Genomic DNA, 25274 nt, shown 5'->3' on the forward strand with positions numbered 1-25274 from the left:
TGAAACCATGACTCGCACTTACGAATCCACGACCGAAGCCCTGCGTATCCCGGTGATCGACGGCCTCCAGGCCCAGGGTGACCTCCTGGTCGTACCGCTGGAGTTCGTCTCCGGCGCGATCTCCTGGCATGCCGACCCCGTCTGGACCTATCCCACCGAGATCGAATTGCTGCGCGGCGCGGCGGGCGGCAATCCGCACGTGCTCGTCGCCGAGCCCGGAACCTGCCGCTGGACCACCGATTTCTTCGACTCCGAGCGCTTGGCCATCGGCATTTTCCAGGCCATCGCCGTCGCCTACCTCATGCATCCCGAGCACGGCGCCTCCGGCTGCGCGCCCGGAACCTACCTGGTGCGCCGGCAGCGCGAATTCGAAGGCTTCCGAACCCGCCTGGTCGCCGACTGACGAGCAAGTCCGCTGTCCGGTGGTGTCAGCACCACCGGACATTCGGGCGGTAGCAGGCTGATCGCTGAGCCGCACCTTCCGTAGCTTGGTGCCGTGAAGCTGAAACTTGCGGTGCTGGTGACTGGGCTACTGACGGCGGTGTCCTGTGGTGCGGACGATTCGATCCAAGCACCGGAAGCGGGGCGCGAGCAGATCGCCGCCGCGTTGAAAGACGCTGTGCGGCTGGGTTATCCGGGGGCACAGGCGGTGATCGGGGACGGCGGTCATACCTGGCGGGTCAGCGCCGGTGCCGGCGATGAGTCGACCGGGGCGCCGTTCGCCGAGGACGCACGCGTCCGGATCGGCAGCAACACGAAGACCTTCGTGGCCACCGTGCTGCTACAGCTGGTGGCCGAAGGCAGGATGGAGCTGGACGCGCCCGTCGAGCGGTATCTGCCCGGCATGGTGCACGGTCCCGGGATCGACGGGAATCGGATCACGATTCGAAACCTGTTGCAGCACACCAGCGGACTGCCCGAATACGTGGCGGAGTTCGGGGCGACGCCCAAGCCCTGGCAGCTCGACTTCGTCAGCGAGCAGGTGCGGTGGCAGACCACGGATCTGGTCGCGGTCCTGCGCACCACCCTGACCGCGCCCGCGGTGTTCGAACCGGGCACGAAATGGGAGTACTCCAACACCAATTACGCCCTCGCGGGCCTGGCGATCGAGCGGGTCACCGGTTATTCGATCGCGGTGGAAATCACCCGGCGCATCCTCGAACCTCTCGACCTGCACGACACCTACTACCCCGCTCCGGACGAAACCGAGATGCGCGGCCCGCATCCCGTCGGCTACAGCGAGGTTCACGGCCGGCGGATCGACTACACCAGCCAGAACGTCTCGGCCGCCGGCCCGGCGGGAGCCATGGTCGCCACCGGCGCGGACCTCAATCGCTTCTTCACCGCGCTCCTGGACGGAAAGCTGCTGCCGCCGGCCCAGCTGGCGGAGATGAAGAATGTCCGGGCCGTCGGCGAAAACGGGGACATGGCATATGGTCTCGGCTTGATGCGCCTGGCGCTGCCGTGCGGATCGGAATTCTGGGGCCACAACGGCGGCATACCCGGATCGATCACCTACGCCGGGGTGGTGCCGGCCACCGGCCGAGCCGTAACCATCGCGCTGAACCAGGATTTCACCGACAAGGAGCGCTTTCCCGCCGGAAGCCGCGCGCTCACCGCCGCGGCCTGCCCGGCGCCCTGAAAACTCAGACGGGCAGCACGTACTGGATGAAGCCCCGATTCTCGGCGACCTTGTCATACAGCAGCCGGGCGGCGTGATTGTCCTGCTTGGTGTGCCAGTACACCTGGGCGCAGTCCTGTTCGGCGGCCCAGGATCGGACCGCGGCGATCAGTTGCCGGGCAACGCCTTTGCCGCGGGCCGCCGGTGCGGTGAACAAATCCTGCAGGTAGCAGACGTCCGCCGAAGTGGTGCTCGGGTGAGCGAAGAAGTGCGCGAGGCCGACGAGTTCACCTTCGAGCTTCGCGCCCAGCGCGTGCATTCGGGCCCCGGATCGGAACTCGGTCCAGACCCGGTCGTAGAAGCCGTCCGGCATGGTCTCGCGGCCGTAGAAGGCGTTGTAGCCCTGGAAAAGCCGCTCCCACGCCGGACGATCAGCCGGTTGCGGCGGCCCGATAGCGATCATTGCGCCACGATAGCGGCAGTGCGCCGAAGCGGCCAGGAGGCTCGTATACGGTGACCTATGACTGGGGAAAGCGGTGAGAGGAGCCACCTTTGGGCGTCGCGCGCACGCCGCGTCAGGCATGGATCGAGCAGGGTTTCCAGATTCTGGCGGCCAGTGGCGTGGACGCGGTCCGCGTCGAGGTACTGGCCAAGGCGCTCGGTGTGACCAAGGGCGGGTTCTACGGCTACTTCGCCGACCGCAACGCCCTCCTCGAGGCCATGCTCGAGCAGTGGGAACGCGAGTGCACCGTCGACGTGCTCGCGCGGGTCGCCGACATCGACGACCCGCGCGCCAAGGTCGTGCTGGCCGGCCGGTTGACCCTGTCCGGTGATCGACTGCTCGGCATCGACCTGGCGATCCGCGATTGGGCCCGCCGCGACCCCGCGGTCACCGAGAGATTGCGCCGGGTCGACGACGTCCGCATGGACCTGCTGCGCGACATGATCGGCACCTTCTGCTCCGACCCCGACGAGGTGGAGGCCCGCAGCCTGCTCGCCTTCTGCCTGGCCATCGGCAATCAGTTCCTCGCGGCCGGCCATCCCGGTCGCACCCGCGAGGAGGTCCGCGCCCGCGCGTCGGCCATCATCCTCGACCGGCCCGCGACCGAGGACGTCAACCGCCGTTGATTTCGGCCGGGTTTGCCGAGAATGAGCTGCATATTCGCGGGTATTCCCCGATCATGGCCCACTTCAGACGGTGGGGAGCGGTCTACCTGCTGCTCCTCTTATTCGCCGGATCATGGTTCGGGCAGTTCGTCATGCAGCTGAACGATTTCCGCAGCACGCAGCAGTCCCTCGGGCAGCCTTTCGCCTGGACCGATTTCTGGCACAACTTCCTCGCCAGCACCTTCGAGAACTGGCAGAGCGAATGGCTGCAACTGATCTTCCAGGCCATCCTGTTGCTCGGCGCCAAACATTGGCTGTTCCGCGTCGACGCCGAGGATCTGGAACGGATCGAAGCGAAGGTCGACGCGATAGCGTCGGTGGTCGCGCCGGGCGAGGTGCGCGAAGATCCCGCGTGACTAACGCAGAGTGCCGCTGACGTCCAGCAGCGCGGCGCGGCGGCGCCGCAGTTCGCTCAGTTGCTCGTCGACCCTGGAGAGCTGGTTGTCCAGCACCTGGACCGAGTGCGGGCAGGCCACCAGACCGGGACCCTGCTCGGTGCACGGCAGTAAGGAACGAATCGCTTCGGTGGGCAGACCGGTGTCGAGCAGTTCACGAATACGGGCCACGCGGGTGACGGCGTCGGGCTGATACCAGCGGTAACTGTTGGCATCGCGCTCGGAGGTCAGCAGGCCCTGCTGTTCGTAGTAGCGCAACAATCGTGGGCTCACTCCGGTGCGGCGCGACAGTTCTCCGATGCGCATGGGTGCGAGATTCCCTTCGACGACTTGACCTTCACACTGATGTCATACGGCAACCTCGCGGCCATGACACGAATTCCCACACTCTCCGCCACCACGCACGGCACCGGTCCCGGCATCCTGCTCGCACACGGCGCCGGCGGCAGTATCGCGGGCAATTACGCGCCGATCATTCCCGCGCTGGCCGCAGGCCACACGGTGGTCGCCCCGGACTATCCGGGCTCGGGTGCGACACCGCGGGTCACGGGCGACCTCACCGTCGACATGCTCGCCGAGGGCATCGTCGCGGCCGCTGATCGCGCCGGCGTGGAAACCTTTACGCTGCTCGGGTATTCGCTGGGCAGCCTGGTTTCGGTACGGCTGGCGGCGCGCTGGCCGGAACGCGTGCGGGGGCTGGTGCTGACGGCCGGGCTGGCGCTGGCCGACAACCGGACGGCAGCCGCGTTGGACCTCTGGCAACGCCACCTCGCGGCGGGCGATCTCGCGGGCTTCGCCCGATTCGTCGCGCTGACGGGCTTCGGGGAGGACTTCTTCAACGCGGTGCCGCGCGATCAGGTGGCCGAGTTGCTCGACACCATCGCGGCGGGCGTGCCCGCCGGAGCCGCCGAGCAGGCGGGGGCGGTGCGCAGTGCCGACACCACCGCCGATCTGGCCGGGATCGCCGTGCCGACGCTGGTCATCGCGACTACCCGAGACACGCTCGTCTCCCCCGCCAATTCCCGGTACCTCGCCGAACACATCGCGGGGGCGGAATACGCCGAGATCGATACCGGGCACGTGCCGATGGCGGAACGCCCGGAGGAATGGCAGAAGGTGATCACCGACTTCCTGAACCGCCACGGTCTGTGACGACGAGTTGAACCGGAGTCAGCCCCGCCGCCGAAACCTCCGCGATCTCGGACAACCGGTCCCGGGCAATGCCCAAGCGGCTCAACTGGATCAGGCCCTGCGCCACCACCACGACGGTGGCGCTGTGCGCGGCCAGGGCTTGCTCGTCGACCGGTTCGCCCGCCGTCCGGGCCGCCCGGCGTAACCGCTCGGCGACGCCGTCCTCCATGGCCGCGGTGGTCCGGGCGCCGATGGTCAGCACCTCGGGGATGCGGCTGCCCAGCTGGGCGATGCTGTTGATCATCAGGCAACCGCGCCGATCCGGATGCGCGGTGCAATCGTCGATGACCGCCTCGAACAGCGTCCGCACGGCGGCGCGCGCCGAACCCGGCGCGGCGACGACGGTATCGCGGACGAACCGTCCACGGCCCTCGCAGTAGCGCGCGAACGCGGCGAGAAACAGCCCCCGCTTGTTGCCGTAGGCACCGTAGATACTTCCGTTGCCGACGCCGGTCGCGCGCGACACATCCTCCACCGACGTGTCGTCGAATCCGTGCGACCAGAACAACTCCGTGGCGGCGTCCAGCAGGCTCGATTCATCGAACTGTCGTGGCCGTCCCATTCGGTCACCGTACCAACGCGCGTGGGTTGGCCCACATCGCTTGTTCTGGAGGCATGCCTCCAGAATACTGGTGCGATGGCTCCCACTCCCCCCGAGCAACCTCGCCGCCGCGTCGGCATCCTGGTCTTCGACGGCGTCAAGATGCTCGACTTCGCCGGCCCGGCGGAGGTCTTCGTGGAAGCCAATCAGGCGGTGCCCGGCTACGACGTCGTGCTGGTCTCGCCGGACGGCGGCAGTGTGCAGACCTCCATCGGCGCGAAGATCGAGGTGCACGTCGCGGCCGCCGACGCCGGACAATTCGACACGGTCGTAATCCCCGGCAGCGAATTACCGGCATCGCGGTTCATGACCCCCGAGGTGCTCGCCGCGGCCCGGCGGTTGGCGGCGCGGACGCGGCGGTTGGCCTCCATTTGCAGCGGCGCCGCCGTCCTGGCCGAACTCGGCCTGTCCGACGGACGCCGCGTGACCACGCACTGGAAATTCGCCGCGGATCTGGCCCGGCGCTATCCCGCGGTCACGGTGGAACCGGACGCGATCTTCGTCCGCGACGGCAATCTGTACAGCTCGGCCGGGGTGGCGGCCGGGGTGGATCTCGCATTGGCGCTGGTCGAGGAGGACTACGGAGCCGATGTGGCGCGCCGGGTGGCGCAGTTGCTGGTGGTCTACATGCAGCGCTCGGGCGGGCAATCGCAGTTCTCGGCGTCGCTGTCCGGGCCCGCGCCGCGCAGTCCGCTGGTGCGCAAAGCCGTCGATCTGATCTGCGCGGATCCCGCGTACCCGCATACCGTGCAGACACTGGCCGCCCATGCCCGGGTGAGCGCCCGGCACCTGACGCGGTTATTCCGGGCGGAGCTGGAACGCTCCCCCGCCGAGTACGTCGCCTTCATCCGGTTCGGGGTCGCGCGCGACATGCTGCACGCCGGGCACAGTGTCACCGAGGCCGCCATGGCCGCCGGATACGGCAGCAGTGAGGCACTGCGGCGGGCGTTCGTGGCCCGGTTGGGCATTCCGCCGCTGAAATATCAGCAACGATTCCGGTCCACTCGGCCGGTCACGCACCGGGAACCGGCGCTGGTGTCCTGATCCGTGGTATTCCCGGCCCGTGGCGAGGGGCGCGCGCAGGATTGCCAGGAGGAAACTGGAAGTGGCCCAATCCCGTTCAGGAAGGAAATCTCATGTCTGGAAATCCGCACGGAATCGCCCTCGAACCGGCAGCTCAGGAGTTCGTCGACGCGACCTCCGAGCCCCCGTTCCTCTACCAGCTCGCCCCCGAGGAAGGCCGCAAAGCGGTTGACTCGGTGCAGGATTCGCCGATCTTCAAGCCGGAGATCGACGAGCAGTGGATCACCGTCGAGGGCGGGCCGACCGGCTCGGTGCGGGTGCGGATCGTCAAGCCGCAGGGTGTCACCGAGACGCTGCCGGTCATCCTCTACACCCACGGCGCCGGGTGGGTCTTCGGCGACGCGCACACCCACGACCGGCTGGTGCGCGATCTCGCCGTCGGCGTGCGCGCCGCGGTGGTCTTCCCCGAATACGACCGCTCGCCCGACGTCCGGTACCCGGTCGCCAACGAGCAGTCCTACCGTGTGGCGCAATGGGTTTCGACCGACGGCGCGGACTACGGGCTGGATTCCGGACGGATCGCGGTCGCGGGTGACTCGGTCGGCGGGAACATGGCCATCGCGCTGACCCTGATGGCCAAGGAACGCGGTGATGTGTCCTTCGCGCAGCAGGTGCTGTTCTACCCCGTCACCGACGCCAATTTCGACACCGGCTCCTACCAGCAGTTCGCCACGGGCTACTTCCTGACCCGGGAGGGCATGCAGTGGTTCTGGGATCAGTACACCACCAGCGCCGAGGATCGCGCCCAGATCACCGCCTCCCCGCTGCGCGCCACCACCGAGCAGCTGACCGGCCTGCCGCCCGCGCTGGTCATCACCGCCGAAGCCGATGTGCTGCGCGATGAGGGCGAAGCGTTCGCCGGGAAGTTGCGGGCGGCCGGTGTTCCGGTCATCCAGGCGCGCTATGGCGGAATCATCCACGACTTCGTCATGGTCAACTCCATGCACGACACCCATGCCGCCAAAGCAGCAGTCGCCCAGGCGGTCTCGGTGCTGCGCGCCGCCCTGCACGCCTGACGTGCCGTCCCGGAAGGAACTTCACCCATGAGCACCGAACCCACCATCGTCCTGGTGCACGGCGCCTTCGCCGACTCGTCCAGCTGGCACGGCGTCGTCGAAAACCTGCGGGCCCAAGGCTATTCCGTTCTCGCCGCCGCCAACCCCCTGCGCGGGCTGGCCACCGACGCCGCCTACGTCGCCTCGGTGCTCGACACCGTCGAGGGCCCCGTCGTGCTGGCGGGCCATTCCTACGGCGGCAGCGTCATCACCGTCGCCGCGGCGGGCAAGACGAACGTGACCGCGCTGGTCTATATCGCCGCGTTCATTCCCGCCGAGGGCGAAAGCGCGCTCGAGCTGACCGGCAAGTTCCCCGGCTCCACCCTCGGACCCACCACCCGCCCGGCGAATTACCCGCTCGCCGACGGCGATTCCGGCACCGAGCTCTACATCCGCCAGGATGAATTCCCCGCCCAGTTCGCCGGGGACGTGCCCGCCGCCACCGCGGCGCTGATGGCCGCCACCCAGCGTCCCGTGGCGCTGGACGCTCTGGAACAGGGAGCCACCGCCGCCGCCTGGCAGCACATCCCGTCCTTCGCCCTGCTCACCACCGACGACAAGAACATCCCGATTCAGGCCCAGCGCTTCATGGCCGAACGCGCCGGGTCGCATGCGGTGGAGATCGCGGCTTCGCACGCGGTCAGCGTCTCCCACCCGGGCGCGGTCAGCGATCTGATCACACTCGCGGCGACGAAGTAGCGCGAGCCGTTAGCCAGGAGGTCGCGCGGTTGCCGACCGCGCGACCCGGAAACCGGTGTCGTCGATCCGCAGACTGGGATGGCTGCGGCGGCGCACCGAGGCCCGGCAACTCCAGTGTTCGTCGAACCAGCCACCACCGCGCAGCACTCGATAGGCGCCGTAGACCTCGATGTCGTAGAGATCCCAGCACCATTCCCAGACATTGCCGAGCATGTCGTGCAGGCCCCAGGCATTGGCGAGCTTGCTTCCGACATCGTGCGGTCGTTCGCCGGAATTGGCGCGATACCAAGCGATTTCGTCGAGGTCGCCGTAGCGCGGCCCGGTGCTGCCGGCCCGGCACGCGTACTCCCACTCGGCCTCGGTCGGCAATCGATAGCCGTCCGCCGCGCGGTCCCACTCCGTCTCGTCGCCGCGGCAGCGGTAGGCGGGCCGCAGCCCCGCCGCGCGCGACAGCGCGTTGCAGAAGCGCACCGCGTCCGGCCACGACACACTCTCGACGGGTCGCCGCTCCCCGTGCGCGGCGCTCGGCCGCTCGCCGGTGATCTCCGCGTAGTGGACCTGGGTGATCGGGAAGACCGCCAGCTCGAACGGCGCCACCTCGACCGGCCAGCTGCGCTGGGTCCGTCGATCGGTCAAGGTCACCTCGCCCCCGGACAGAGCGGTCATCTCGATTGCTGCGTTCATCGGAGGTCATCGTAGGCGTGTGGCGCGCCTGGCCGGACTCCCGCACCAGTCCCTGCCAGGCTCGCCGGTCCACCGTGAACTCGACAGGCGCAACACGATGAACGCGGCGTAATTCGATTGAACCGCGCGGCACACAGCCCTACGCTCGCCCGATGACCAACGGCCTGCTCAATGTCGTCGACGTGGAGGCGACCTGCTGGGCGGATTCGACGCCGCCCGGCATGGTGAACGAGATCATCGAGATCGGCCTGACCGTGGTCGATCTCGACGCGGGCGAACGAATCGCCAAGCACCGCATCCTCGTCCGCCCCGAACGCTCCGTCGTGAGCGAATTCTGCACCGAACTCACCGGGCTCACCCAGGCCGAGGTCGACACCGGCCGCTCGTTCGCCGAAGCCTGTCAGCTTCTGGTCACCGAACACCGAGCTGCCGTGCGCCCCTGGGCGAGTTGGGGCGACTACGACCGCAAGCAATTCATCACCCAGTGCCGTGCCACCAACACTCCCTACCCGTTCAATTCCCGGCACACCAACGCCAAACTGCTTTTCTCCGAGGCCTACAACCTGCGCCGCCGCCAGGGCATGGCGGGCGCACTCGGCATCGCCGGACTGCCGCTGGAGGGTCGCCACCACAGCGGCGCTGACGACGCCTGGAATATCGCCGCCCTGGTGCTCGACATCGTCGGCCGGAACGTGTGGCGGGCGACAACGACCGAGTAACCCGGCCGGCACCAGTCGCCTCGCACGACGATCGAAATGCCTGGGCGACAACGACAATCGAGTAAGCCTAGGCGCGGTCCTCAATCCGTTCCACTGGGACGGCCGGCTTCGCGGCGTTGACGGCGAGGGTCAGCACGGCCAGGGCGGTCAGGCCGAGCGCGGCCGCGAGAGCCGGGAGTTGTTGAGCGCCGAGGCTACCGAGGGTCAGACCGCCGAGGGCTCCGCCCAGGGCGACGCCGAGGTAGGTGCCGGAGGTGTTGAGAGCCAGCGCTTGAGCCGCGACGGGACCGGCGAGGGTATAGAGGCGAGCGGAGACTGCCGGGGCATTCCAGAAGGCGATCCCACCTTGCACCGTTCCCACCACAATGATGACCGGAAGCGGGACCGGCCGGGCGAATCCGAGCAGCCAGAGGATCGCCATGGTGGCGATGAACAGGATGATTCCGGCGCGCAAGGTACGGTCCGGGCCCCACCGGTCGGTGGCCAGACCACCGAGCCAGATGCAGGCGATCCCGGCGAAACCGGAGAGGGCGAACGCGAGTGCGCGTTGTTCCACGGTGGCGTGGCTGACGGCGGCGAGGTAGGGGGCCTGATAGGTCAGCATCATCATCGACCCGGTCATCAGGGCACAGTTCGCCAACAGGCCGAGGGAGACCGGTGGGCTGGCGAGAGCGCGCAACTGGTCGGTGATCGCGAGTGCGCCGGTGGACGGGCCCAGTTGCCTGGGCAGGACGCTGAGCAGGAACGCCAGCGCGGCGGCTCCCGCCACGGCCATCGCGAGGAAGGTCGCCTGCCAGCCGTACCGGCCGCCGATCCAGGTGCCGATCGGGACGCCGGCCGCGATCGAGCCGGTCACGCCGAGTGCGACGACAGCGACGTATCTTCCGGTGCGCTCCACAGGCGCGCGTTCGGCGGCGAAGGCGAACAACGCGGGGGTCGAGGCGGCCGCGGCGATCGCGGCGAGCACCCGCAGCGCCAGCAGTGCACCGAAACTGTTCGTGGTCGAGGCCAGCAGGTTCGCCGCAATGAAGAGTGCGAATGCGATGGTGAACAGACGCCGGCGGGTGACCCGTGCCAAGGCGACGGCCGCGATCGGTGCGACGAGGGCGACGGTCAGGGAGAAGACGGTCACCAGTTGACCGGCTTGCGCTTCGCCGACACCGAGATCCCGAGCGATCTCCGGCAGCACACCGGCGATCACATAGTCGTCGGTATAGAGCACGAAAGCGGCGGCGAGCAGTGCGAACAGCCACGCGGGCACGGCGAATCTCCTTGGGCGCAGGACGAGATACCCGATGCGTCGCGCAGCGGGCTCAGTGTGCGATACGGTCAGCCGGACAGCACCGAATCAAGGTGCGCCCGAAGGGTTTTGCGCAATCGTTCGATGCCGATCGAACCGTGCGGCGTCACCGCGTCGATCGCCAGGCCACCGATCAACGCGACGAGCTGTTCGGCTCGCTCGGCCGGTTCGGGCGTCCCGAGTACACCCAGGGCCTCGGTCAGCACCGATCGCATGTCGGCGGCCATCTGTTCGGTCACCGGCCGGAAGATCGGGTGCACCCGTGCCGCGAGGATGAATTCCAGCAGCACGATGGATTCGACGCGGCGTTCGGCGTCGACCGGCAGCAACTCCTCGACCAGCGCCTGTAGCGCGTCGACGGCCTGTGTGCCGGTACGTCCGCGCAGCGCCTCGAGCGGATGACGAGCGAGCCGCTGCCCCATCCGATCGCCGACCTCGGTGGCCGCCGCGACCAGCAGATCGCGGTGGTCGTCGAAGTAGTGGCGCACCGAGCCGATGTTCAAACCGGACTCAGCCGCGACCTTGCGCAGGGACAAGCCGCTGAATCCCTCGGCCACCAGCAGCCGGAACGCCGCTTCGACGACATCCCTGCGGCGTTGTTGCGCGTCGATTCGAGCTGGCATGAAAGCAATGTATCACATGTGTGATAAATAGCTTCCGCCGGTCACGGCACGCGAGGCGACCACATCGCCTCCCACTCCCGCACGCCCTCGGTCAGGCGCCGCGTGATGAGGTGCCTGAGTACATCCGGTACAGCGCTGAGCACATCGGTGGTCTGATCGGGGCCGGAGCCGTAAGTGTGTGCCGCAACGGTGAATCCGATGCCGTAGGAGGCGGACGCGACCTCTTGGGGCTCGAAATCCGACCAACCCCATTTGGTGCCCAGCGCCCCCGGCAGCCAGGTGGTGCCCCAGTCCTGCACGGTGCCGTCGGCGGCGACCGCGCCCGGCGAGGACATCCAGTCCAGGATCGGGGAATCCGGATCTTGGTGGCGCTTCTTGTTCAGGAAGTCGGCGACATCGGCGGTGCTGGTCGTGCAGGTCCGCCAGTCGTCGCCGGAATGCGTGTCACGCAAACGGTATTCGGCCGCGACCAGTGCGATGCCCTTCGGATACTTCGCGGCCATCGTGGTGGCGGCGCTGTCGTCGGAATAGCGGATCATGCGCTCGGCCAGGTCCCGGTCCTCGGCGGAGTGGTCGCCGTGGCGGATCGCGTAGTCGGCCAGATACAGCTTCGCCAGCGACAGCGCCCCGCGCTGCTGATGCTCGTTGGCCGTGCCCCATTGCAGGTTCGGCACGTTGGTGCGCACCGATATCGCCGAGCGCGGTGGCACCGCGTTCGGGTCCAGCGGGTCCGCCCCCGCGGCCGGTGCACCCAACAGACCCGCCAGAGCCGCGATCATCACAGCCGCTCGCATCGGACTACTCATTCGGCCACCTCCGTATCCGCTGGTCATCCGTACCGGGCCAGCTTGCCCACCGGACTGCGGAGGCAAGCCCCGACACGCGGCAGCGAAAAGACACCGTTCCGCATCGCAACGGCACACGCTGCCGGGCAGCCCGCGCTATTCTGCGACCGTCGCTTCCGGAACGTGAGGAGCCCGTGGTGGTGGACGTTCGAGAGATGTGGCGCGCCAAGGCGTTCGGGCAGGTCTGGGCGGCAGCTTACGACGCCGTGGTCGAGCGGGAGGCGCTGGCTCGGCCCGCCGGGTGGGCGCTGTGGGGAACCGATGTCGGGTCGCTCTACCGGAGCATGGCATTCCTCGGGGAGTTGCCGGACGGGACCGCGGTGCTGGACGTGCCTTGCGGAGGTGGAGTCGCGTTGCGGGGATTGCGGACGGGTCAGCGGCTGCGTTATGTGGCGACCGATATCTCGGCGGCGATGCTGGAACGGACTCGGGCCCGCGCGCGGCGGCAGGGTGTCGAAGGGCTCGAGGTGGTGGAAGCCGATATCGAGGCAATGCCGTTCGCCGACAACGAGTTCGATGTGTGCGTGAGTTATAACGGGCTGCACTGCCTGCCGGACCCGGCGGCCGCGCTGCGGGAGATCACCCGGTGTCTGCGGCCGGGTGGCCGACTGGTCGGAAGCTGTGTGGTGCGCGGGGCCGGGGTGCGATCCGAGGCGTTTCAAGTGCTCGCACGGCGGGTCGGGATGTTCGGCCACAGCGGTAGCCGCGAAGACATCGCGCGCTGGATGACCGGAGCGGGCTTGACGATCGAGCGGTTCGACTGCTCGGGTCCGATCCTCTACTTCGCCGCGCGGCGGGCCGGAGCGGTGGAGCATACCGGACCCTGAAGCTATTCTGCCGCAAGGGATCTGCGATACAGGCTCGACTCGGACGGGGACACATGGTCACGATAATCGGTGGCGGCATCGCCGGAACCGTGCTGGCGGGGGCTCTCGCGCGGCGCAATCACTCCGTCACAGTGTTCGAGCGTCAGCCCAGCGCCCGGGGCGGCGCCTTCCTCGTTCTCGACAGGCACGCCCACGATGTGCTCGCCGGCCTCGGCGTATCGCTCGGCGATCTGCACGCCGCGTCCTACCCGGTGCCGGGCCTGCAGTTCCACTACCGGCCGGACACCCGCAACGCCATCGGCAGCGGCGGGCAACGACTCTACCGGCGGTCCGAGCTGATGCGTGTGCTCACCGAATTCGCCACTGCCGCAAGGGCGGACATCCGTTACGACGTGGCTGTCACCGAGGTGGACCCGGTGACCGGCACCCTGTACAGCGAGGATCGGGGCGTCGCCGTGGACGACTTGCTCATCGCCGCCGACGGGATCGATTCGATCGCCCGCGGACGACTCGAACCCGAGCGAGTCCCGCGATACGCCGGGCAGGTCGTCCTCTACGGAACGACGCGGGGCCGGGTGTTCCTGCACACCGACCCGACGATCCTGCACTTCGACGGACAACTCGGCGCGGGCCCCATCCCCCTCAGCACGTTCGGCCACCACTGGAACGACGATGCCGCCTTCTGGTTCGTGCGCCTGACCCGCGACCCAATCCTCCAGCAAGGCAACGGATTCCACCCAACGGCGGACTGGGCCGAGGCGGTCCGGCAGGCCGCGCCAAATCTGCCCGAGGCCATGGATACGCTCCTGGCCGCCACCGACCGGGTGCACGTCTCGAACGCCCGCATCGTGCCGCTCACCGGCGCCGCGCCACCAGCCGCGCCGGTCATCCTGTGCGGAGACGCCGATCACGCCATCACCCCGGCCGCCGCCCGCGGCGCGATCGAGGCGATCGACGATGCCGCCGCACTATTCGAGGCACTGCTCGCGGGCGGCGACCCGGCGGCGGCGATGGCAGACCGGCGAGCGCGCATCACCGTCGAACGCGAGCAGTCCCAGCGTCGCTTCGCCAGCCCGCGACCGTAGATCAACTCAGGTGCCGCGCGGCGAATTCCAACGGCACGGTCGCGGTGCGAATCGAAATCCCGTAGTTGTCGTACCCCTTGTCTAATGTCTACGCCCATGGCATTAGGTTGGAAACTCATCATCGACAGCGTGAACGCGCCTGTCCTCGCCGATTTCTGGGCCGCCGCGCTGGAATACGAGGTCGAAGATCCCACCCCGCTGATCGAGCAGCTCCTCGCTTCCGGTCAGCTGCCCGAGGCCGCCGTGATCGAACACGAAGGTCGTAAGAACTTCCGAGGGCTGGCCGCCGTCCGGCATCCCGACGATCCGTTCGACCAGACCAGCGGCGTGGGCCAGGGCAGGCGGCTGTTGTTCCAGGACGTGCCGGAGCGCAAGTCGGCCAAGAATCGCCTGCACATCGACATCCACAGCGGCCCGGACGGACGGGACAAGCTCGTCGAACGGCTCGAAAAACTGGGTGCGACCCGCGTTCAGGAGTTCGACCAGGGCCCCGCCGGTCACTGGTGGGTCATGCGGGATCCGGAAGGCAACGAATTCTGCGTCGCCTAGTTCGCGGTTCGGTCGCCCGGCTCGTCTGGTCAGCCGGGTTCGCCCGGATTGTGGCTTCCGCGAACGTGTTCGGGTGGATTCGGCTAGCTTGCTTGCATGGGATCACGTTGGGGTTTCGCGCTCGCCGTTTCCATCGCGTCGCTGGGCGGGCTGATCACCGGTTCGACACCGGCGGCCGCCTCCGTGTCGCCACCCGTGGTGTGGTGCGAATTCACGCCCACCCCAGAGAATCCCGCGGCACGTCCGGTGTCGCCCCCGCCGCCCGTCGCGCCGGCACTCGGCACCATGGATGTCACCTTCCACTTCAACTACGGTCCGGTGACCATCCGCCTCGACCGTGCCGGCGCCGCGCCCTGTGCCGTCCAGAACATGGCAAGTCTTGTGGCGCAACGCTTCTACGACCAGAGCCGATGCTGGCGGCTGACCGACAGCGCCCGCCTTGGCGTCCTGCAGTGCGGTGACATCTACGAGGTGGAGAAGGGCGGTCCCGGCTACAAATTCCCGGACGAGGTCAGCGGCACCGAAACCTATCCTCGCGGCACAGTGGCGATGGGCAACCAGGGTCCAGGTACCAACGGCAGTGAGTTCTTCATCGTCCATTCGTTCGCCAACATCCCAGCGAACTACTCCGTGCTCGGCCAGGTGATCCGCGGCATGGACGCCCTGGACCGTATGGTCGCCGCGGGCATCACGCCCAGCGAACGCGGCCCCCGTGACGGGTTGCCCGCCCAGCCGGTGACCATCACCACCGCCACCTTCTGATCACAAACGTCGAGGTCAGTACGCGGTGAGTTGACCCTTCGGGCGAGAAAGACACCACCACTCGCCGATCCGGCCCAGTTGCGCGACCGCTGCTCGTCGCCTACGTCGACACCGAGGATCTGCGGCGTCGCAGGTGCACAACCAATGGGTGCGCGATCGGCCCGGTACACGTGGGTCGACCACCTGACTGACGAGGACGTGCCCCAGAAGGTGGGCGCAGACCTCGTCGAGTTCCGGGTCGCTTCAGTAGCCTGATATTTGCCAACTGACTCGAGACGGGACATCGCCATGGATGATCGCATCGACGAACTGCTCGCGAAGCTCGATCTGTCCGGGAAACTCCGGTTGATCACCGGGTCGGGGATGTTCCGGCTGGCGGGTGACCCGGCGATCGGGCTGGCCGAGATGCCAGTGTCCGACGGCCCCTCCGGGGTACGCGGTGAACACTGGGACGAGCGGGACCCGTCGGTGAGCCTGCCGTCCGGGACCGCCGTGGCGGCGAGCTGGAATCCGGAGTTGCTCGGTGAGATCGGCGCGCTGATCGCACACGAGGCACGACGCAAGGGCGTCTACGCGGTACTCGGGCCGACCATCAATCTGCACCGGTCCCCGCTCGGCGGCAGACATTTCGAATGCTTCTCCGAAGATCCGGTGCTGACCGCGGAGATGTCGGCCGCCTATGTCGCCGCGGTGCAGGCGCACGGTGTCGGCGCGTGCCCGAAACACTACGTGGCCAATGATTCCGAAACCGATCGCTTCACCGTCGACGTGCGGGTCGGCGATCGCGCGCTGCGCGAGCTGTACCTGTATCCGTTCGAGCGGAGCGTGCGGGCCGGGGCGTGGATGATCATGGACGCCTACAACTCGGTCAACGGCGTCACCATGACCGAGAACGAACTGCTCGACGAACCACTCAAGGGCAGCTGGGGTTTCGACGGTGTCGTGGTGTCGGACTGGACCGCGGTGCGGTCGACCGCGGGCGCGGCCAAGGGCACCGACCTCGCGATGCCGGGACCGCCGGCGCTGTGGGGTCAGCCGCTGGCGGAAGCCGTCCGCAAGGGTGACGTGCCGGAATCGGCGATCGATGACAAGGTCCGCCGCATCCTGCGTTTCGCGATGCGGGCCGGCGCGCTGGACGGGGAGCCGACTCCCGCGGCGGAATTCAGCGCGGAACAGGCGCAGGCCCTGGTGCGCCGTGCTGCCGCCGAAGGCATGGTCCTGGTGCACAACGACGGCGTACTGCCGCTGCGGCCGGAGACGAAGGTCGCCCTGCTCGGGCCGCACGCCGCGCTGCCGCGGTTCATGGGCGGCGGTAGCGCCAGCGTCATCCCGGCGCACACCACGACGCCGCTCGAAGGACTGGAAGCCGTTCTGCCGGTTACCCATACGCCCGGTGTGCGGTTGGCGGAGAAACTCGTCCCCGTGCCGGTGGACCTGGTGACCGACCCGGAAACCGGCACACCGGGCTTGTCCCTGCGCTATCTGGACGGTGACACCGTCCGCGATACCCAGCACCGCACCGCGGGCAACCTCATGCTGTTCGGCGACGAGCGGGCCGCCGCGGCCGACACCATCGAGATCCGCGCACGGCTGCGCGCGGATGTCGCGGGCGATTGGCAACTCGGCATCGGCACCCTCGGCCGGGCCCGGCTCGAGCTCGACGGCGACCAGGTGCTGGACGAGACCATCACCTTCGAAGGCAACGACCCCGTAGGCGCGATCCTGTACCCGCCGCAGCGGTCGGTCACTCGCCCGCTCGCCGAGGGACAGGAGGTGGACGTGCGCATCACGGTCGGCACGCCGCCGGCGGTTCCGGGCCTCGGCGTCGTGCTCGGCGTGACCTTCGGTATCACTCGCCCGCAACGCTCGGCGGACGAAGAGTTCTCCGCCGCAATCGAATCCGCGCGCAACGCGGAGGTCGCGGTGATCGTGGTCGGCACCACCGAGCAGATCGAATCCGAGGGTTTCGACCGCACGGACCTCCGGCTGCCCGGCCGCCAGGACGAGCTGGTCTCCGCCGTCGCCGCCGTGAACCCGCGCACCATCGTGGTGGTCAATTCCGGTGCGCCGGTCGAGTTGCCGTGGCGCGACGAGGTGGCGGCGGTACTGCTGTCCTGGTTCCCCGGGCAGGAGTTCGGCGCGGCCCTGGCCGATGTGCTCACCGGCACGACAGAACCCGGCGGCCGCCTGCCCACCACCTGGCCGAAAACCATCGATGACGTGCCGGTGCTGAACACCACACCGGACGAAGCCGGCACACTCCCCTACTCCGAGGGTATTCACATCGGGTACCGCGCTTGGCTGAAAGCCGATGTGGCACCGGCTTATCCGTTCGGGCACGGACTCGGCTACACCACGTGGACACTGCGCGACCTCACCGTCACGGGGCGCACCGCCACCGTCACGGTCACCAACACCGGCGACCGCACGGGCAAGCAGGTGGTGCAGGCCTACCTGTCCCGCGCGGACAGCACCATCGACCGGCCGGTGCGCTGGCTCGCCGGATTCACCCCTGTCGCAGTCGAACCCGGCGAATCCCGCACGGTAGCCATCGAAATACCGCGGCGCGCCTTCGAGCACTGGACGGATGCGGGCTGGGCGACCGAACCCGGCGCCTACACACTCCACGTCGGCACGTCGGTGACCGCCCTGCCCCTGACCGCCGAGATCCGCTGAGCTACAGCGTCACCCGCTCACCTGTCGGCAACCACATCTTGTCGCTCTGCTTGACCCCGAAGGTCTCGTAGAAGTCGGCGAGATTGCGCACGGTCTGGTTGCACCGGAATTCGGCGGGTGCGTGCGGATCGCTCGCGAGCTGCGCCTCCAGCGCCTGGGGCGTGGTCTTGGTGCGCCACGTCCGAGCCCAGGATTCGAAGACGGTGCGCAGGGCCGGATCCGAGCCGTCCCGCCCGGCGGCCAACCGGATAGCGGCCAGCGCGATCTGCAGACCGCGCAGGTCGGCCAGATTCTCACCGACGGTGAGCGCGCCGTTGACGTGCTGGCTCGGCGGCAGCCCCGCGGGCACGAGCGTGTCGTACTGTGCGATGAGCTGCTTGGTCTTCGCGTCGAACGCGGCGCGGTCTTCGGGCGTCCACCAGTCGTGCAGGTTGCCGTCGCCGTCGTAGCGGGAACCCTGGTCGTCGAAACCGTGCCCGATCTCGTGACTGATCACCGCGCCACCGGCGCCATAGTTCACCGCGGGCACGGCGTCCTTGTCGAAGAACGGCGTCTGCAGAATAGCCGCGGGGAACACGATTTCGTTGGCGCTCGGGTTGTAGTAGGCGTTGACGGTCTGCGGCGGCATCTCCCACTCGGTCTTGTCGACCGGCTTGCCGAGCCGGTCGAACATCCGCTTGTCCTGGAAAGCGATTGCGGTGCGCAAGGATTCGACGAGCTTGCCGCGGGTTATGGTCAACCCCGAGTAGTCCGGCCACCTGTCGGGATAACCGAGCTTGGTGGTGATCTTGTTCAGCTTCACGATGGCGGCCGCCCGCGTGGCCGGCGACATCCAGGTCGACTTCTCGAAGTCGACGCGGTAGGCCGCGAGCAGGTCGCCCACCATGTCCTGCACCCGTTGCTTCGCCTCGGCCGGAAAGTACTCGGCCACATACATCTTGCCGAGTTGATCGCCCAGGTATTCGTTGACCGTGGCGAGCGCGGTCTTCCACCGCTCCGGCTGCTGCTGCACGCCCTCCATCACTTTGCCCCAGAAGTCGAAGCGGGCGTCGGCGATCGGGGTCGGCAGGTACTGCGCGAACGTACGGACCAGCCCGAGCTTCAAATAGTCACGCCAGGTGGCGATATCGACGTCCTGCCACAGCTGTGCCGCGCCGGACACGAACGACGGTTCCCGCACCACCACCTGCTCGAAGAGCTCCCGGGGCCGGTCGGTGCGGCCGGCCAGCCACCGATCCCACTCGAAACCCGGTGCGCTGCGGGTCAATTCGGTCCAGCTGGTCGGGTTGTAGGTGGCGTTCGGGTCGCGTTCGCGCACATCGTCCCAGAACAGCGCGGCGATCCGGGTTTCCAGATCCAGCACCCGGTGCGCCAGCGGGGTCGGGTCGGCGAAACCCGCTCCGGCGGAAATCCGTTCGAGGAAGGTGCGGTAGGCGGCGAGCTTCTCGGCGGCTTCGGGTTTGTCGTAGTACTCCTCGTCCAGTCCGATGCCGGATTGGGCGATCATGGGTATGTTGGCGGCGGAATTCTTCGGGTCGGGGCCCACTACCAACCCGATCAGCCCGGCCATCGGCAAGGTGCCCATCACCTGCGCCAGATCAGCTTTGGACCCGGCGCCGTCGATCCGCGCGAGCAGATCCGCCAACGGTGTCATGCCCTGCTCGTCGATGGCCCGCGTGTCCATGGCGGCGTCGTAGAGGTCGCGCACCTGCTGCGCTTCGCTGCCCGATTTCGGGTCTCGGAGGCCATCGATGAGGTCGCGCAGTTGCTTCTCGGTGCGGTCGGACACCTCGGCGAACGTGCCGAAGGCGACCTTGTCCGGCGGCAGCCGATACTCCGCCAGCCAGCGGCCGTTCACATAGCGGTACAGGTCGTCCTGCGGTTTGACCAGCGGATCCGAGCCCGCCATGTCGGGATCGGCCAGGCGTTGGGGTGCCTGGGTCCGTTCGCACGCGGCCAGGGCGGGCAGTAGACCGAGCCCGATCAGGAAGTTGCGGCGGTCGAGATCGTACAAACGCCCGGACGTGCTCACGGAACTCCTTCAGCCGACGATGTGCACTGCGGGAACTACCTCGAACGGGCGTCGACCTTACCGGGCCGCGGCGGCCGAACGGCCCAACCGGATCCGCGGTGTCGGTCGGCCCGGTCCCCGCGGTGCGCGAACTCCGCTGCCGTCAGGAGGTCTGCACGGCCACCCGGACGCCGAACGCGACCAGCATCGCGCCCATGGCGGTATCGATGGCCCGGCGCACGGTCGGCCGGGACAGCAATCCCCGCATCGCGTTCACGACATTCGCCAGCAGCGTGAACCACACCATGCACACCACCGCCGAAATCACCCCGAGCGTCACGGTGTCCACCGGCGCGGGCGCGTCGGGCACGAACTGCGGAAGCAGCGCCAGAAAGAACACCGCCACCTTGGGATTCAGCAAATTCGTCAGCAAGCCTTGGCGGAATGCCGCCCACGCATCGGGGCCCGAGAGGTGGGTACCGGAGTCCACCTCGTAATCGCCGCGCCGCGCGGCCAACAGCGCACGCAACCCCAGGAGCACCAGATACCCGGCGCCCACCAGTTTCACTACGGTGAATGCCACCGCCGACGCGGCCAGCAGACCCGCCACTCCGACAGCGCTGACCACCGACCACACGAAGACGCCGGCGGCGATCCCGGCGGCGCAAGCCATCCCGGCACGTCGCCCGGACAACGCCGCGCTTCGCGTCACGATCACGAAATCCGGACCCGGGGCCATCGCCGCCACCAGAGTCACTCCACCCAGGGCCACCATCTGTGCTGTCGACATCACAGAAACAGCGTACGAGCCCAGCCGCGCCGAATCACCTGCTACGCGTGCGTCTTCGCCGCTTCCAGCAGGAGGTCCAAGGCAAGGGTGACGGTTTGGTCGAGAACTTCTCCGGGTTCGCCGTCGAACTGGCGGTGGGTGGCGCTGGTTCCGTCGGGGGTGGAGATCGCGAACCAGACCGAACCCGGTGGCTCACCGTCTTGAGAGTCGGGGCCGCCCGCACCGGTGACGGCCACTACGAGGGTGGCATCCAGCAGCGTGCGGGTGTTGTCGGCCATGGCTCGGGCCGCGGGCTCGGAGACCACCGGACCCGGCGGAACCTTCAGCAGATCGTGTTTGACGGTGGCGGAGTAAGCGACGATGCCGCCGCGGAACCACGCACCGGAGTCGGGTGCGGCGCCGAGGGCGGCGGCCAGATTACCCGCGGTCAGCGATTCCGCGACGGCTATGGTCAGTCCGCTGTCCGCGGCGAGGGCGGCTAGGTGCTCGGTTACTGCGTTCAACGGACCTCCCGTGTCGTCTATTTGCCGAGGGCGTCGGCGAGTTCTCCCTTGCTCATGGTCGAGCGGCCCTTGATGTTGCGCTTCTTCGCTTCGTTGTAGAGCTGGTCACGCGTCGGACCCTTGGGCCGGTTGGTGCCGGACCGCTGGCCGCCGCGCTGCTGCGGCGACTTGTCGCGAGTAGAGGTACGGCTCGCGGTCCTGGACTCGCCGGACTGGGCACGGTTCTTGTTCACCGTGCGCGCGGCGATCTCCTTCGCGCGTTTCTCGCCGGTGCCGCGGTCCTCCTGCGACTCCTTGATGTGCTCATACTGGCGTTCTCGCTTGTTACTCCATTGCTTGGGCATGGTCACACCTCCTTTACGGCAGGCGTACCCCGGCAGCGGCGGAGCTAACGCCTACAGCAATCCCCACAGGTGCAGATCTGCCGCGTACTTACTGATCAGGGCCGGTTCCAGATGCGGAATTTCGGTTCCGGCGGCGTGCACGGCGGCGTGGAAACGTTTGGTCGGCAGTGCCGCGCCCGGCAGCGGTCTACCTGGGCGTTCGAAGGCGTGCAGGAGAGGCAACAGGGATTGCCCGCGCTGTTTCTCGGGCAGAGCGCGCAGGGCGTTCTCGAAGCGCGTGAACCAGTCGCGGTAGTCGTCGATGCGCTGGATTCGATGACCCGCGTCGATCAGCCAGTCGACGAAGGTATCCAGGGAAATATCGTCATCGTGCGGGTTGAGGACGTCGTAGGTCTGGAAACCGGTCGATCGTCCGCCGAGCGCGGTGATCACGGCGGCGGTGAAGTCGGCGGGCAGGCCGTCGTAGTGGGCGCGACGGCGGGCGCCACCGGTGGCCGTCGTGTAGAAGGAGTGCGGGGCGAGACCGGTCGCGAGAACGCTGAACACCAGCCGGGTGAACATGTCGGGCAGGTTGAGCTGCCCGGCGTACCGGCTGTGCGCCAGGATCATGTCGGAGCGGAAAACCGACACGGGGAGGCCGAAGCGGTCGTGCGCCTCCCGCAGCAACACCTCGCCTGCCCATTTACTGGTGCCGTACCCGCCGGCGTACGCGCTGTCGAGCCGGCGCACCGGGCTGATCAGGCGGATATCAGCGTCTTCATCGAAGTCGGCGGGGTCGATCTGCGCGGCCACCGCGACCGTGGACAGGAAGTCGACCGGTTTGACGCGCGCGCTGACGGCCAGGCGAATGATCTCGGCGGTGCCGACCACATTGGGGCCGAACAGTTGCCGATAGGGAAGCACGTGATTGACCAGGGCGGCGCAGTGCACGATGAGATCGACGGAGTCGGCCAGGCGCGACCAGGTCGCTCGAGCCAACCCGAGGCCGGGTTCGCCCACATCACCCGGAACCACCTCGAGGTGCGCGGCGGATAGTCGCTCGAATTCGCTGAGCAACCCGGGATCACCCGAGTCGAATGCCGCGGCCAGCCGGTGCCGCGCCGCCGCGGCATCGGCACCGCGTACCAGGCAGATCACCGTTCCACCGGCCGCTTCCATCCGCCGCAACCATTCCAGGCACAGGAAGCGTCCCAGGTAGCCGTTGCCGCCGGTGAGCAGAACGGTGCGGACTGCGGAGTCGGGCCGCACGGTCGTAGCGGCAGCCGCGGGGTCGAAAAACCGATCGAGGGCGAGATCGGTGGCACGCACCTCGTTATCGTCGCCGTGTACGGCGGCGAAGGTCGGCCGCCTGGTCACCGAATGCCGTTCGGCCGCGATGTAACCGGCGATCTCTCGCAGACTGGCAGCCGGACCGGTCAGCACCCCCACCGGCACCTCTACCTCGAACAGGTCGTACAGCAGATTCGACAGGGACAACGCCGAGAGGGAATCACCGCCCAGATCGGTGAAGTGCGCGTCGGGGCGCAGATCGGTGTCGGCGCAACCGAGCAGCGCCCGCACGGCGCGACCGAGCGTTTCCAGCACGGGCTGGTCGGCGGCCGAGCGGCGCAGGGCGATCAGCTCATTCGTCTGCGCTGCCGCAAGATCGGTGTAGAGCCGCTCCAGCCGCTCGCCGTAGCGCTCTTTCAGCATGGGCCGCAACAGTTTCCCGATCCCCGACAGCAGTCCGTTGCCGGTGCTGAACGGCTCGGTCTCGATCAGGAAGTCGCGCGGAATCTCGTAGGAGTTGAGCTTCGCGTCCTTGGCCGACCGCTGCAGTGATTCCGCCAGCACGGCTTTCGGATCACGGGTGCGCAACGCGTCCGCCGAAGGCACGATGACCGCGAGCAGGTAGGCGCGTTCGCTACTGCCGTAGACAAAGATCTGCCGGACCAGCGGGCTCGTCGAGAACACCGCCTCCAGCTTCGCGACCGTCACGAATTCGCCCTGCGACAGCTTCAAGACGTTGTTGCGGCGGTCCACACACACCACCTCGTCGGGTCCGAGCTCGGCCACGATATCGCCGGTCCGATAGAAGCCGTCCTCGTCGAACACCTCGGCGGTGATGTCGGGCCGTTTGAAGTAGCCCGGAATCATCGCGGTCGTCTTCAACAGCAGCTCGCCGCGCGGATGCGGCAGGTCAGTACCGAAATAGCCGAGTTCGGGTACGTCCACCAACTTGTAATCGAGCACCGGTGGACGGCGCACCCGATTGTCGATCACCAGACCGCCGCCCGCCTCGGTGGATCCGTAGCCGTCGTGCAGTTCCAGATCGATCACCGATTCGATGAACGTCTTCATCTCCGCCGCCAGCGGGGCGCTACCGCAGATCGCGGTCATCACGCGCCCACCCAGGAATCGTTCGCGCAGTTCGGTTTTCACTTGCTCCTCGACGGCGGAGCGATCGGCGCCCGCAACCCAGCGCCGGTCGACCTCACTCAGGAACCGCTGAAACACCATGTCGCACACGCGCGGAACGAGGAACAGTTCCGTAGGACGGACCAGTGCGATGTCCTCGAACAAGGTGGACATATCGCTCTGCGCGGAGAAGTAGGCGGTGCCGCCGCGAGCGAGTAGGCCGTTCAACGTCATCCGGCCCGCGACGTGACTCATCGGCATGAAATTGAGATTGATCGCCGCGACCGGCGGCTGCGCCAGCCAGATCTTGCGCACCAGCGGCTCGGTGTACATGGCGCCCTTGGGCGTTCCGGTGCTGCCGGAGGTGTAGATCAGCAGGGTGAGGGTGTCGTCGTCGGCCTGACAGACCGGTGCCGCGGGTAGGTCGCGACCCCGTTCGATGACCGCGCCGAGAGCTTCCACCGTCACTCGATCGCCCAGCCGCGCATGTGCGGATTCAATTGCACCGCAGCGCGTCTCGTCCTCCGCATGGAAATCGAAGACCTGAAACAGCTCGGGCACCGAAGCTTCCAGCACACAGTCCACCGCGTGGTGGACCAGATCTGCACTCGCCGCGACGACACGCGGCTCGGTCTCGCGCAGGATCGAGCCCAATTGCGCGACGGACGCATTGGCCTGCAACGGCACAGCCACGGCACCCAACCGCACACACGCCAGATCCAGAATCGTGTAATCGATGCTGGTGAATCCGATGATGGCGACGAAATCGCCTGCCCGGACCCCGGATTCGTGCCAGGCCGCGGTCACCGCAGCAACCTGGTCCCCCAGCTCCGCATAACTGATCGTCTCGAACTCCGGCAACAACCGCCGTGTCCGCCCGGCCTCGCCGGTCACCCACTCGAACGCCCGCTGCCCCAGCGCCGGGCGGTCAGCATAGGCCGCCACCACCGTCTCGATGATCTCCGGCAACCGCATCCCCCGCAACGCCGCACTGACCGCTTTGTCCGGCCGCGCCGCCCGAATTTCCGGAAACTCGGCATACAGTTCCGCGACCCGCCGCGCCCGCCGCTCCGCCACCGACTCGACCATCGTCCACCCTCCTCGAATGACACCGTCGTCACTCGCCCCATTCTGAGGGCAACCGCCGCCAGATAGCCAGCCGACCGGCTGGGACAGTTCCCCGCCCGCCGAGACCGGCCGTGCACCCCAGGTCAGGCTGTTCGCTACGAGCTTCCAGATCGCTACAGAACCAGATACCGAGTTCCCGCCGCCTACGCGGCGAACCACACCTCGACCAACCCTGATAGGGACCGCAAGTTTCGCCGCCGAGTACGACTTGATCCGGGA

At 67.8% G+C, this 25274-nt stretch carries 26 protein-coding genes; 14 read left to right on the forward strand and 12 right to left on the reverse strand.

Annotated elements, in window-relative coordinates:
- Positions 1-7: 7 nt before the first annotated feature.
- The gene (locus BJ987_RS31155; protein ID WP_209896646.1) at positions 8-403 is read left to right on the forward strand and encodes a DUF8820 family protein; all 396 of its coding nucleotides are present in this window, start codon (positions 8-10) and stop codon (positions 401-403) included.
- A gap of 93 nt (positions 404-496) precedes the next feature.
- Positions 497-1642, forward strand: a complete 1146-nt coding sequence (locus BJ987_RS31160; protein WP_209896647.1) for a serine hydrolase domain-containing protein — start codon at positions 497-499, stop codon at positions 1640-1642.
- Between the two features lie 4 nt (positions 1643-1646).
- Here BJ987_RS31160 and BJ987_RS31165 read toward each other — a convergent pair whose 3' ends face one another.
- A complete protein-coding gene (locus tag BJ987_RS31165) occupies positions 1647-2084 on the reverse strand; it encodes a GNAT family N-acetyltransferase (RefSeq protein ID WP_209896648.1) in 438 nt (145 codons plus the stop codon).
- An 89-nt stretch (positions 2085-2173) separates the two neighbouring features.
- On the opposite strand from BJ987_RS31165, the gene BJ987_RS31170 reads away from it, so the two are divergent.
- Positions 2174-2749, forward strand: a complete 576-nt coding sequence (locus tag BJ987_RS31170) for a TetR/AcrR family transcriptional regulator (RefSeq protein ID WP_209896649.1) — start codon at positions 2174-2176, stop codon at positions 2747-2749.
- Between the two features lie 53 nt (positions 2750-2802).
- Entirely contained in the window at positions 2803-3144 is a 342-nt protein-coding gene (locus BJ987_RS31175; protein WP_209896650.1) for a DUF6766 family protein, read from the forward strand.
- On the opposite strand, the gene BJ987_RS31180 is transcribed toward BJ987_RS31175, so the two are convergent.
- Positions 3145-3489, reverse strand: coding sequence for a MerR family transcriptional regulator (locus BJ987_RS31180; RefSeq protein WP_209896651.1), 345 nt, complete (start codon positions 3487-3489; stop codon positions 3145-3147).
- Positions 3490-3552: 63 nt separating this feature from the next.
- On the opposite strand from BJ987_RS31180, the gene BJ987_RS31185 reads away from it, so the two are divergent.
- Positions 3553-4335: an alpha/beta fold hydrolase gene (locus tag BJ987_RS31185; protein WP_209896652.1), complete on the forward strand. Its 783-nt coding sequence runs from the start codon at positions 3553-3555 to the stop codon at positions 4333-4335.
- On the opposite strand, the gene BJ987_RS31190 is transcribed toward BJ987_RS31185, so the two are convergent.
- Complete coding sequence (locus tag BJ987_RS31190; RefSeq protein ID WP_209896653.1) at positions 4304-4936, reverse strand: TetR/AcrR family transcriptional regulator; 633 nt, start codon at positions 4934-4936, stop codon at positions 4304-4306. The genes BJ987_RS31185 and BJ987_RS31190 overlap by 32 nt on opposite strands.
- 75 nt (positions 4937-5011) lie before the next feature.
- Here BJ987_RS31190 and BJ987_RS31195 point away from each other — a divergent pair, with 75 nt between their 5' ends.
- From BJ987_RS31195 to BJ987_RS31205, 3 genes are all read left to right on the forward strand, one after another.
- Entirely contained in the window at positions 5012-6019 is a 1008-nt protein-coding gene (locus BJ987_RS31195; RefSeq protein WP_209896654.1) for a GlxA family transcriptional regulator, read from the forward strand.
- Positions 6020-6111: 92 nt separating this feature from the next.
- Entirely contained in the window at positions 6112-7074 is a 963-nt protein-coding gene (locus tag BJ987_RS31200; RefSeq protein ID WP_209896655.1) for an alpha/beta hydrolase, read from the forward strand.
- Between the two features lie 27 nt (positions 7075-7101).
- Positions 7102-7812 carry an alpha/beta fold hydrolase gene (locus tag BJ987_RS31205; RefSeq protein WP_209896656.1) on the forward strand — a complete coding sequence of 237 codons (711 nt, stop codon included), beginning with the start codon at positions 7102-7104 and terminating at the stop codon, positions 7810-7812.
- Between the two features lie 9 nt (positions 7813-7821).
- Here BJ987_RS31205 and BJ987_RS31210 read toward each other — a convergent pair whose 3' ends face one another.
- Positions 7822-8478 (reverse strand): formylglycine-generating enzyme family protein, encoded by a 657-nt coding sequence (locus tag BJ987_RS31210; RefSeq protein WP_209899384.1) that lies wholly within the window; start codon positions 8476-8478, stop codon positions 7822-7824.
- 170 nt (positions 8479-8648) lie between these two features.
- Between BJ987_RS31210 and BJ987_RS31215 the strand changes: the two genes are divergently transcribed.
- Positions 8649-9215 (forward strand): 3'-5' exonuclease, encoded by a 567-nt coding sequence (locus tag BJ987_RS31215; RefSeq protein ID WP_209896657.1) that lies wholly within the window; start codon positions 8649-8651, stop codon positions 9213-9215.
- Between the two features lie 67 nt (positions 9216-9282).
- Here the strand turns inward: BJ987_RS31215 and BJ987_RS31220 are convergent, their stop codons facing one another.
- The 3 genes from BJ987_RS31220 to BJ987_RS31230 form a co-directional block, all read right to left on the reverse strand.
- Complete coding sequence (locus BJ987_RS31220) at positions 9283-10476, reverse strand: MFS transporter (protein ID WP_209896658.1); 1194 nt, start codon at positions 10474-10476, stop codon at positions 9283-9285.
- Positions 10477-10544: 68 nt separating this feature from the next.
- A complete protein-coding gene (locus BJ987_RS31225; RefSeq protein ID WP_209896659.1) occupies positions 10545-11138 on the reverse strand; it encodes a TetR/AcrR family transcriptional regulator in 594 nt (197 codons plus the stop codon).
- 41 nt (positions 11139-11179) lie between these two features.
- Complete coding sequence (locus tag BJ987_RS31230) at positions 11180-11944, reverse strand: hypothetical protein (protein ID WP_209896660.1); 765 nt, start codon at positions 11942-11944, stop codon at positions 11180-11182.
- A gap of 176 nt (positions 11945-12120) precedes the next feature.
- Between BJ987_RS31230 and BJ987_RS31235 the strand changes: the two genes are divergently transcribed.
- From BJ987_RS31235 to BJ987_RS31255, 5 genes are all read left to right on the forward strand, one after another.
- Positions 12121-12810: a class I SAM-dependent methyltransferase gene (locus BJ987_RS31235; RefSeq protein ID WP_307869815.1), complete on the forward strand. Its 690-nt coding sequence runs from the start codon at positions 12121-12123 to the stop codon at positions 12808-12810.
- Positions 12811-12863: 53 nt separating this feature from the next.
- A complete protein-coding gene (locus BJ987_RS31240) occupies positions 12864-13895 on the forward strand; it encodes an FAD-dependent oxidoreductase (RefSeq protein WP_209896661.1) in 1032 nt (343 codons plus the stop codon).
- 96 nt (positions 13896-13991) lie between these two features.
- Positions 13992-14444: a VOC family protein gene (locus tag BJ987_RS31245; protein ID WP_209896662.1), complete on the forward strand. Its 453-nt coding sequence runs from the start codon at positions 13992-13994 to the stop codon at positions 14442-14444.
- A 96-nt stretch (positions 14445-14540) separates the two neighbouring features.
- Positions 14541-15206 carry a peptidylprolyl isomerase gene (locus BJ987_RS31250; protein ID WP_245366210.1) on the forward strand — a complete coding sequence of 222 codons (666 nt, stop codon included), beginning with the start codon at positions 14541-14543 and terminating at the stop codon, positions 15204-15206.
- A 288-nt stretch (positions 15207-15494) separates the two neighbouring features.
- Positions 15495-17882 carry a beta-glucosidase family protein gene (locus tag BJ987_RS31255; RefSeq protein WP_209896663.1) on the forward strand — a complete coding sequence of 796 codons (2388 nt, stop codon included), beginning with the start codon at positions 15495-15497 and terminating at the stop codon, positions 17880-17882.
- Between the two features lies 1 nt (position 17883).
- Here the strand turns inward: BJ987_RS31255 and BJ987_RS31260 are convergent, their stop codons facing one another.
- The 5 genes from BJ987_RS31260 to car all read right to left on the reverse strand — a co-directional run bounded on the left by BJ987_RS31260 (position 17884) and on the right by car (position 25016).
- The gene (locus tag BJ987_RS31260) at positions 17884-19914 is read right to left on the reverse strand and encodes a M13 family metallopeptidase (protein ID WP_209896664.1); all 2031 of its coding nucleotides are present in this window, start codon (positions 19912-19914) and stop codon (positions 17884-17886) included.
- Between the two features lie 142 nt (positions 19915-20056).
- The gene (locus BJ987_RS31265; RefSeq protein ID WP_245367658.1) at positions 20057-20683 is read right to left on the reverse strand and encodes a LysE family translocator; all 627 of its coding nucleotides are present in this window, start codon (positions 20681-20683) and stop codon (positions 20057-20059) included.
- A gap of 41 nt (positions 20684-20724) precedes the next feature.
- On the reverse strand, positions 20725-21186 hold the full coding sequence (locus BJ987_RS31270; RefSeq protein ID WP_209896665.1) for a CinA family protein: 462 nt from the start codon (positions 21184-21186) through the stop codon (positions 20725-20727).
- A 17-nt stretch (positions 21187-21203) separates the two neighbouring features.
- The gene (locus tag BJ987_RS31275) at positions 21204-21530 is read right to left on the reverse strand and encodes a plasmid stabilization protein (protein ID WP_209899396.1); all 327 of its coding nucleotides are present in this window, start codon (positions 21528-21530) and stop codon (positions 21204-21206) included.
- A 51-nt stretch (positions 21531-21581) separates the two neighbouring features.
- Positions 21582-25016, reverse strand: a complete 3435-nt coding sequence (gene car / locus BJ987_RS31280) for a carboxylic acid reductase (RefSeq protein WP_209896666.1) — start codon at positions 25014-25016, stop codon at positions 21582-21584.
- Between the last annotated feature and the right edge of the window lie 258 nt (positions 25017-25274).

The sequence above is a fragment of the Nocardia goodfellowii genome, from assembly GCF_017875645.1.
In the GTDB taxonomy this organism is placed as follows: domain Bacteria; phylum Actinomycetota; class Actinomycetes; order Mycobacteriales; family Mycobacteriaceae; genus Nocardia; species Nocardia goodfellowii.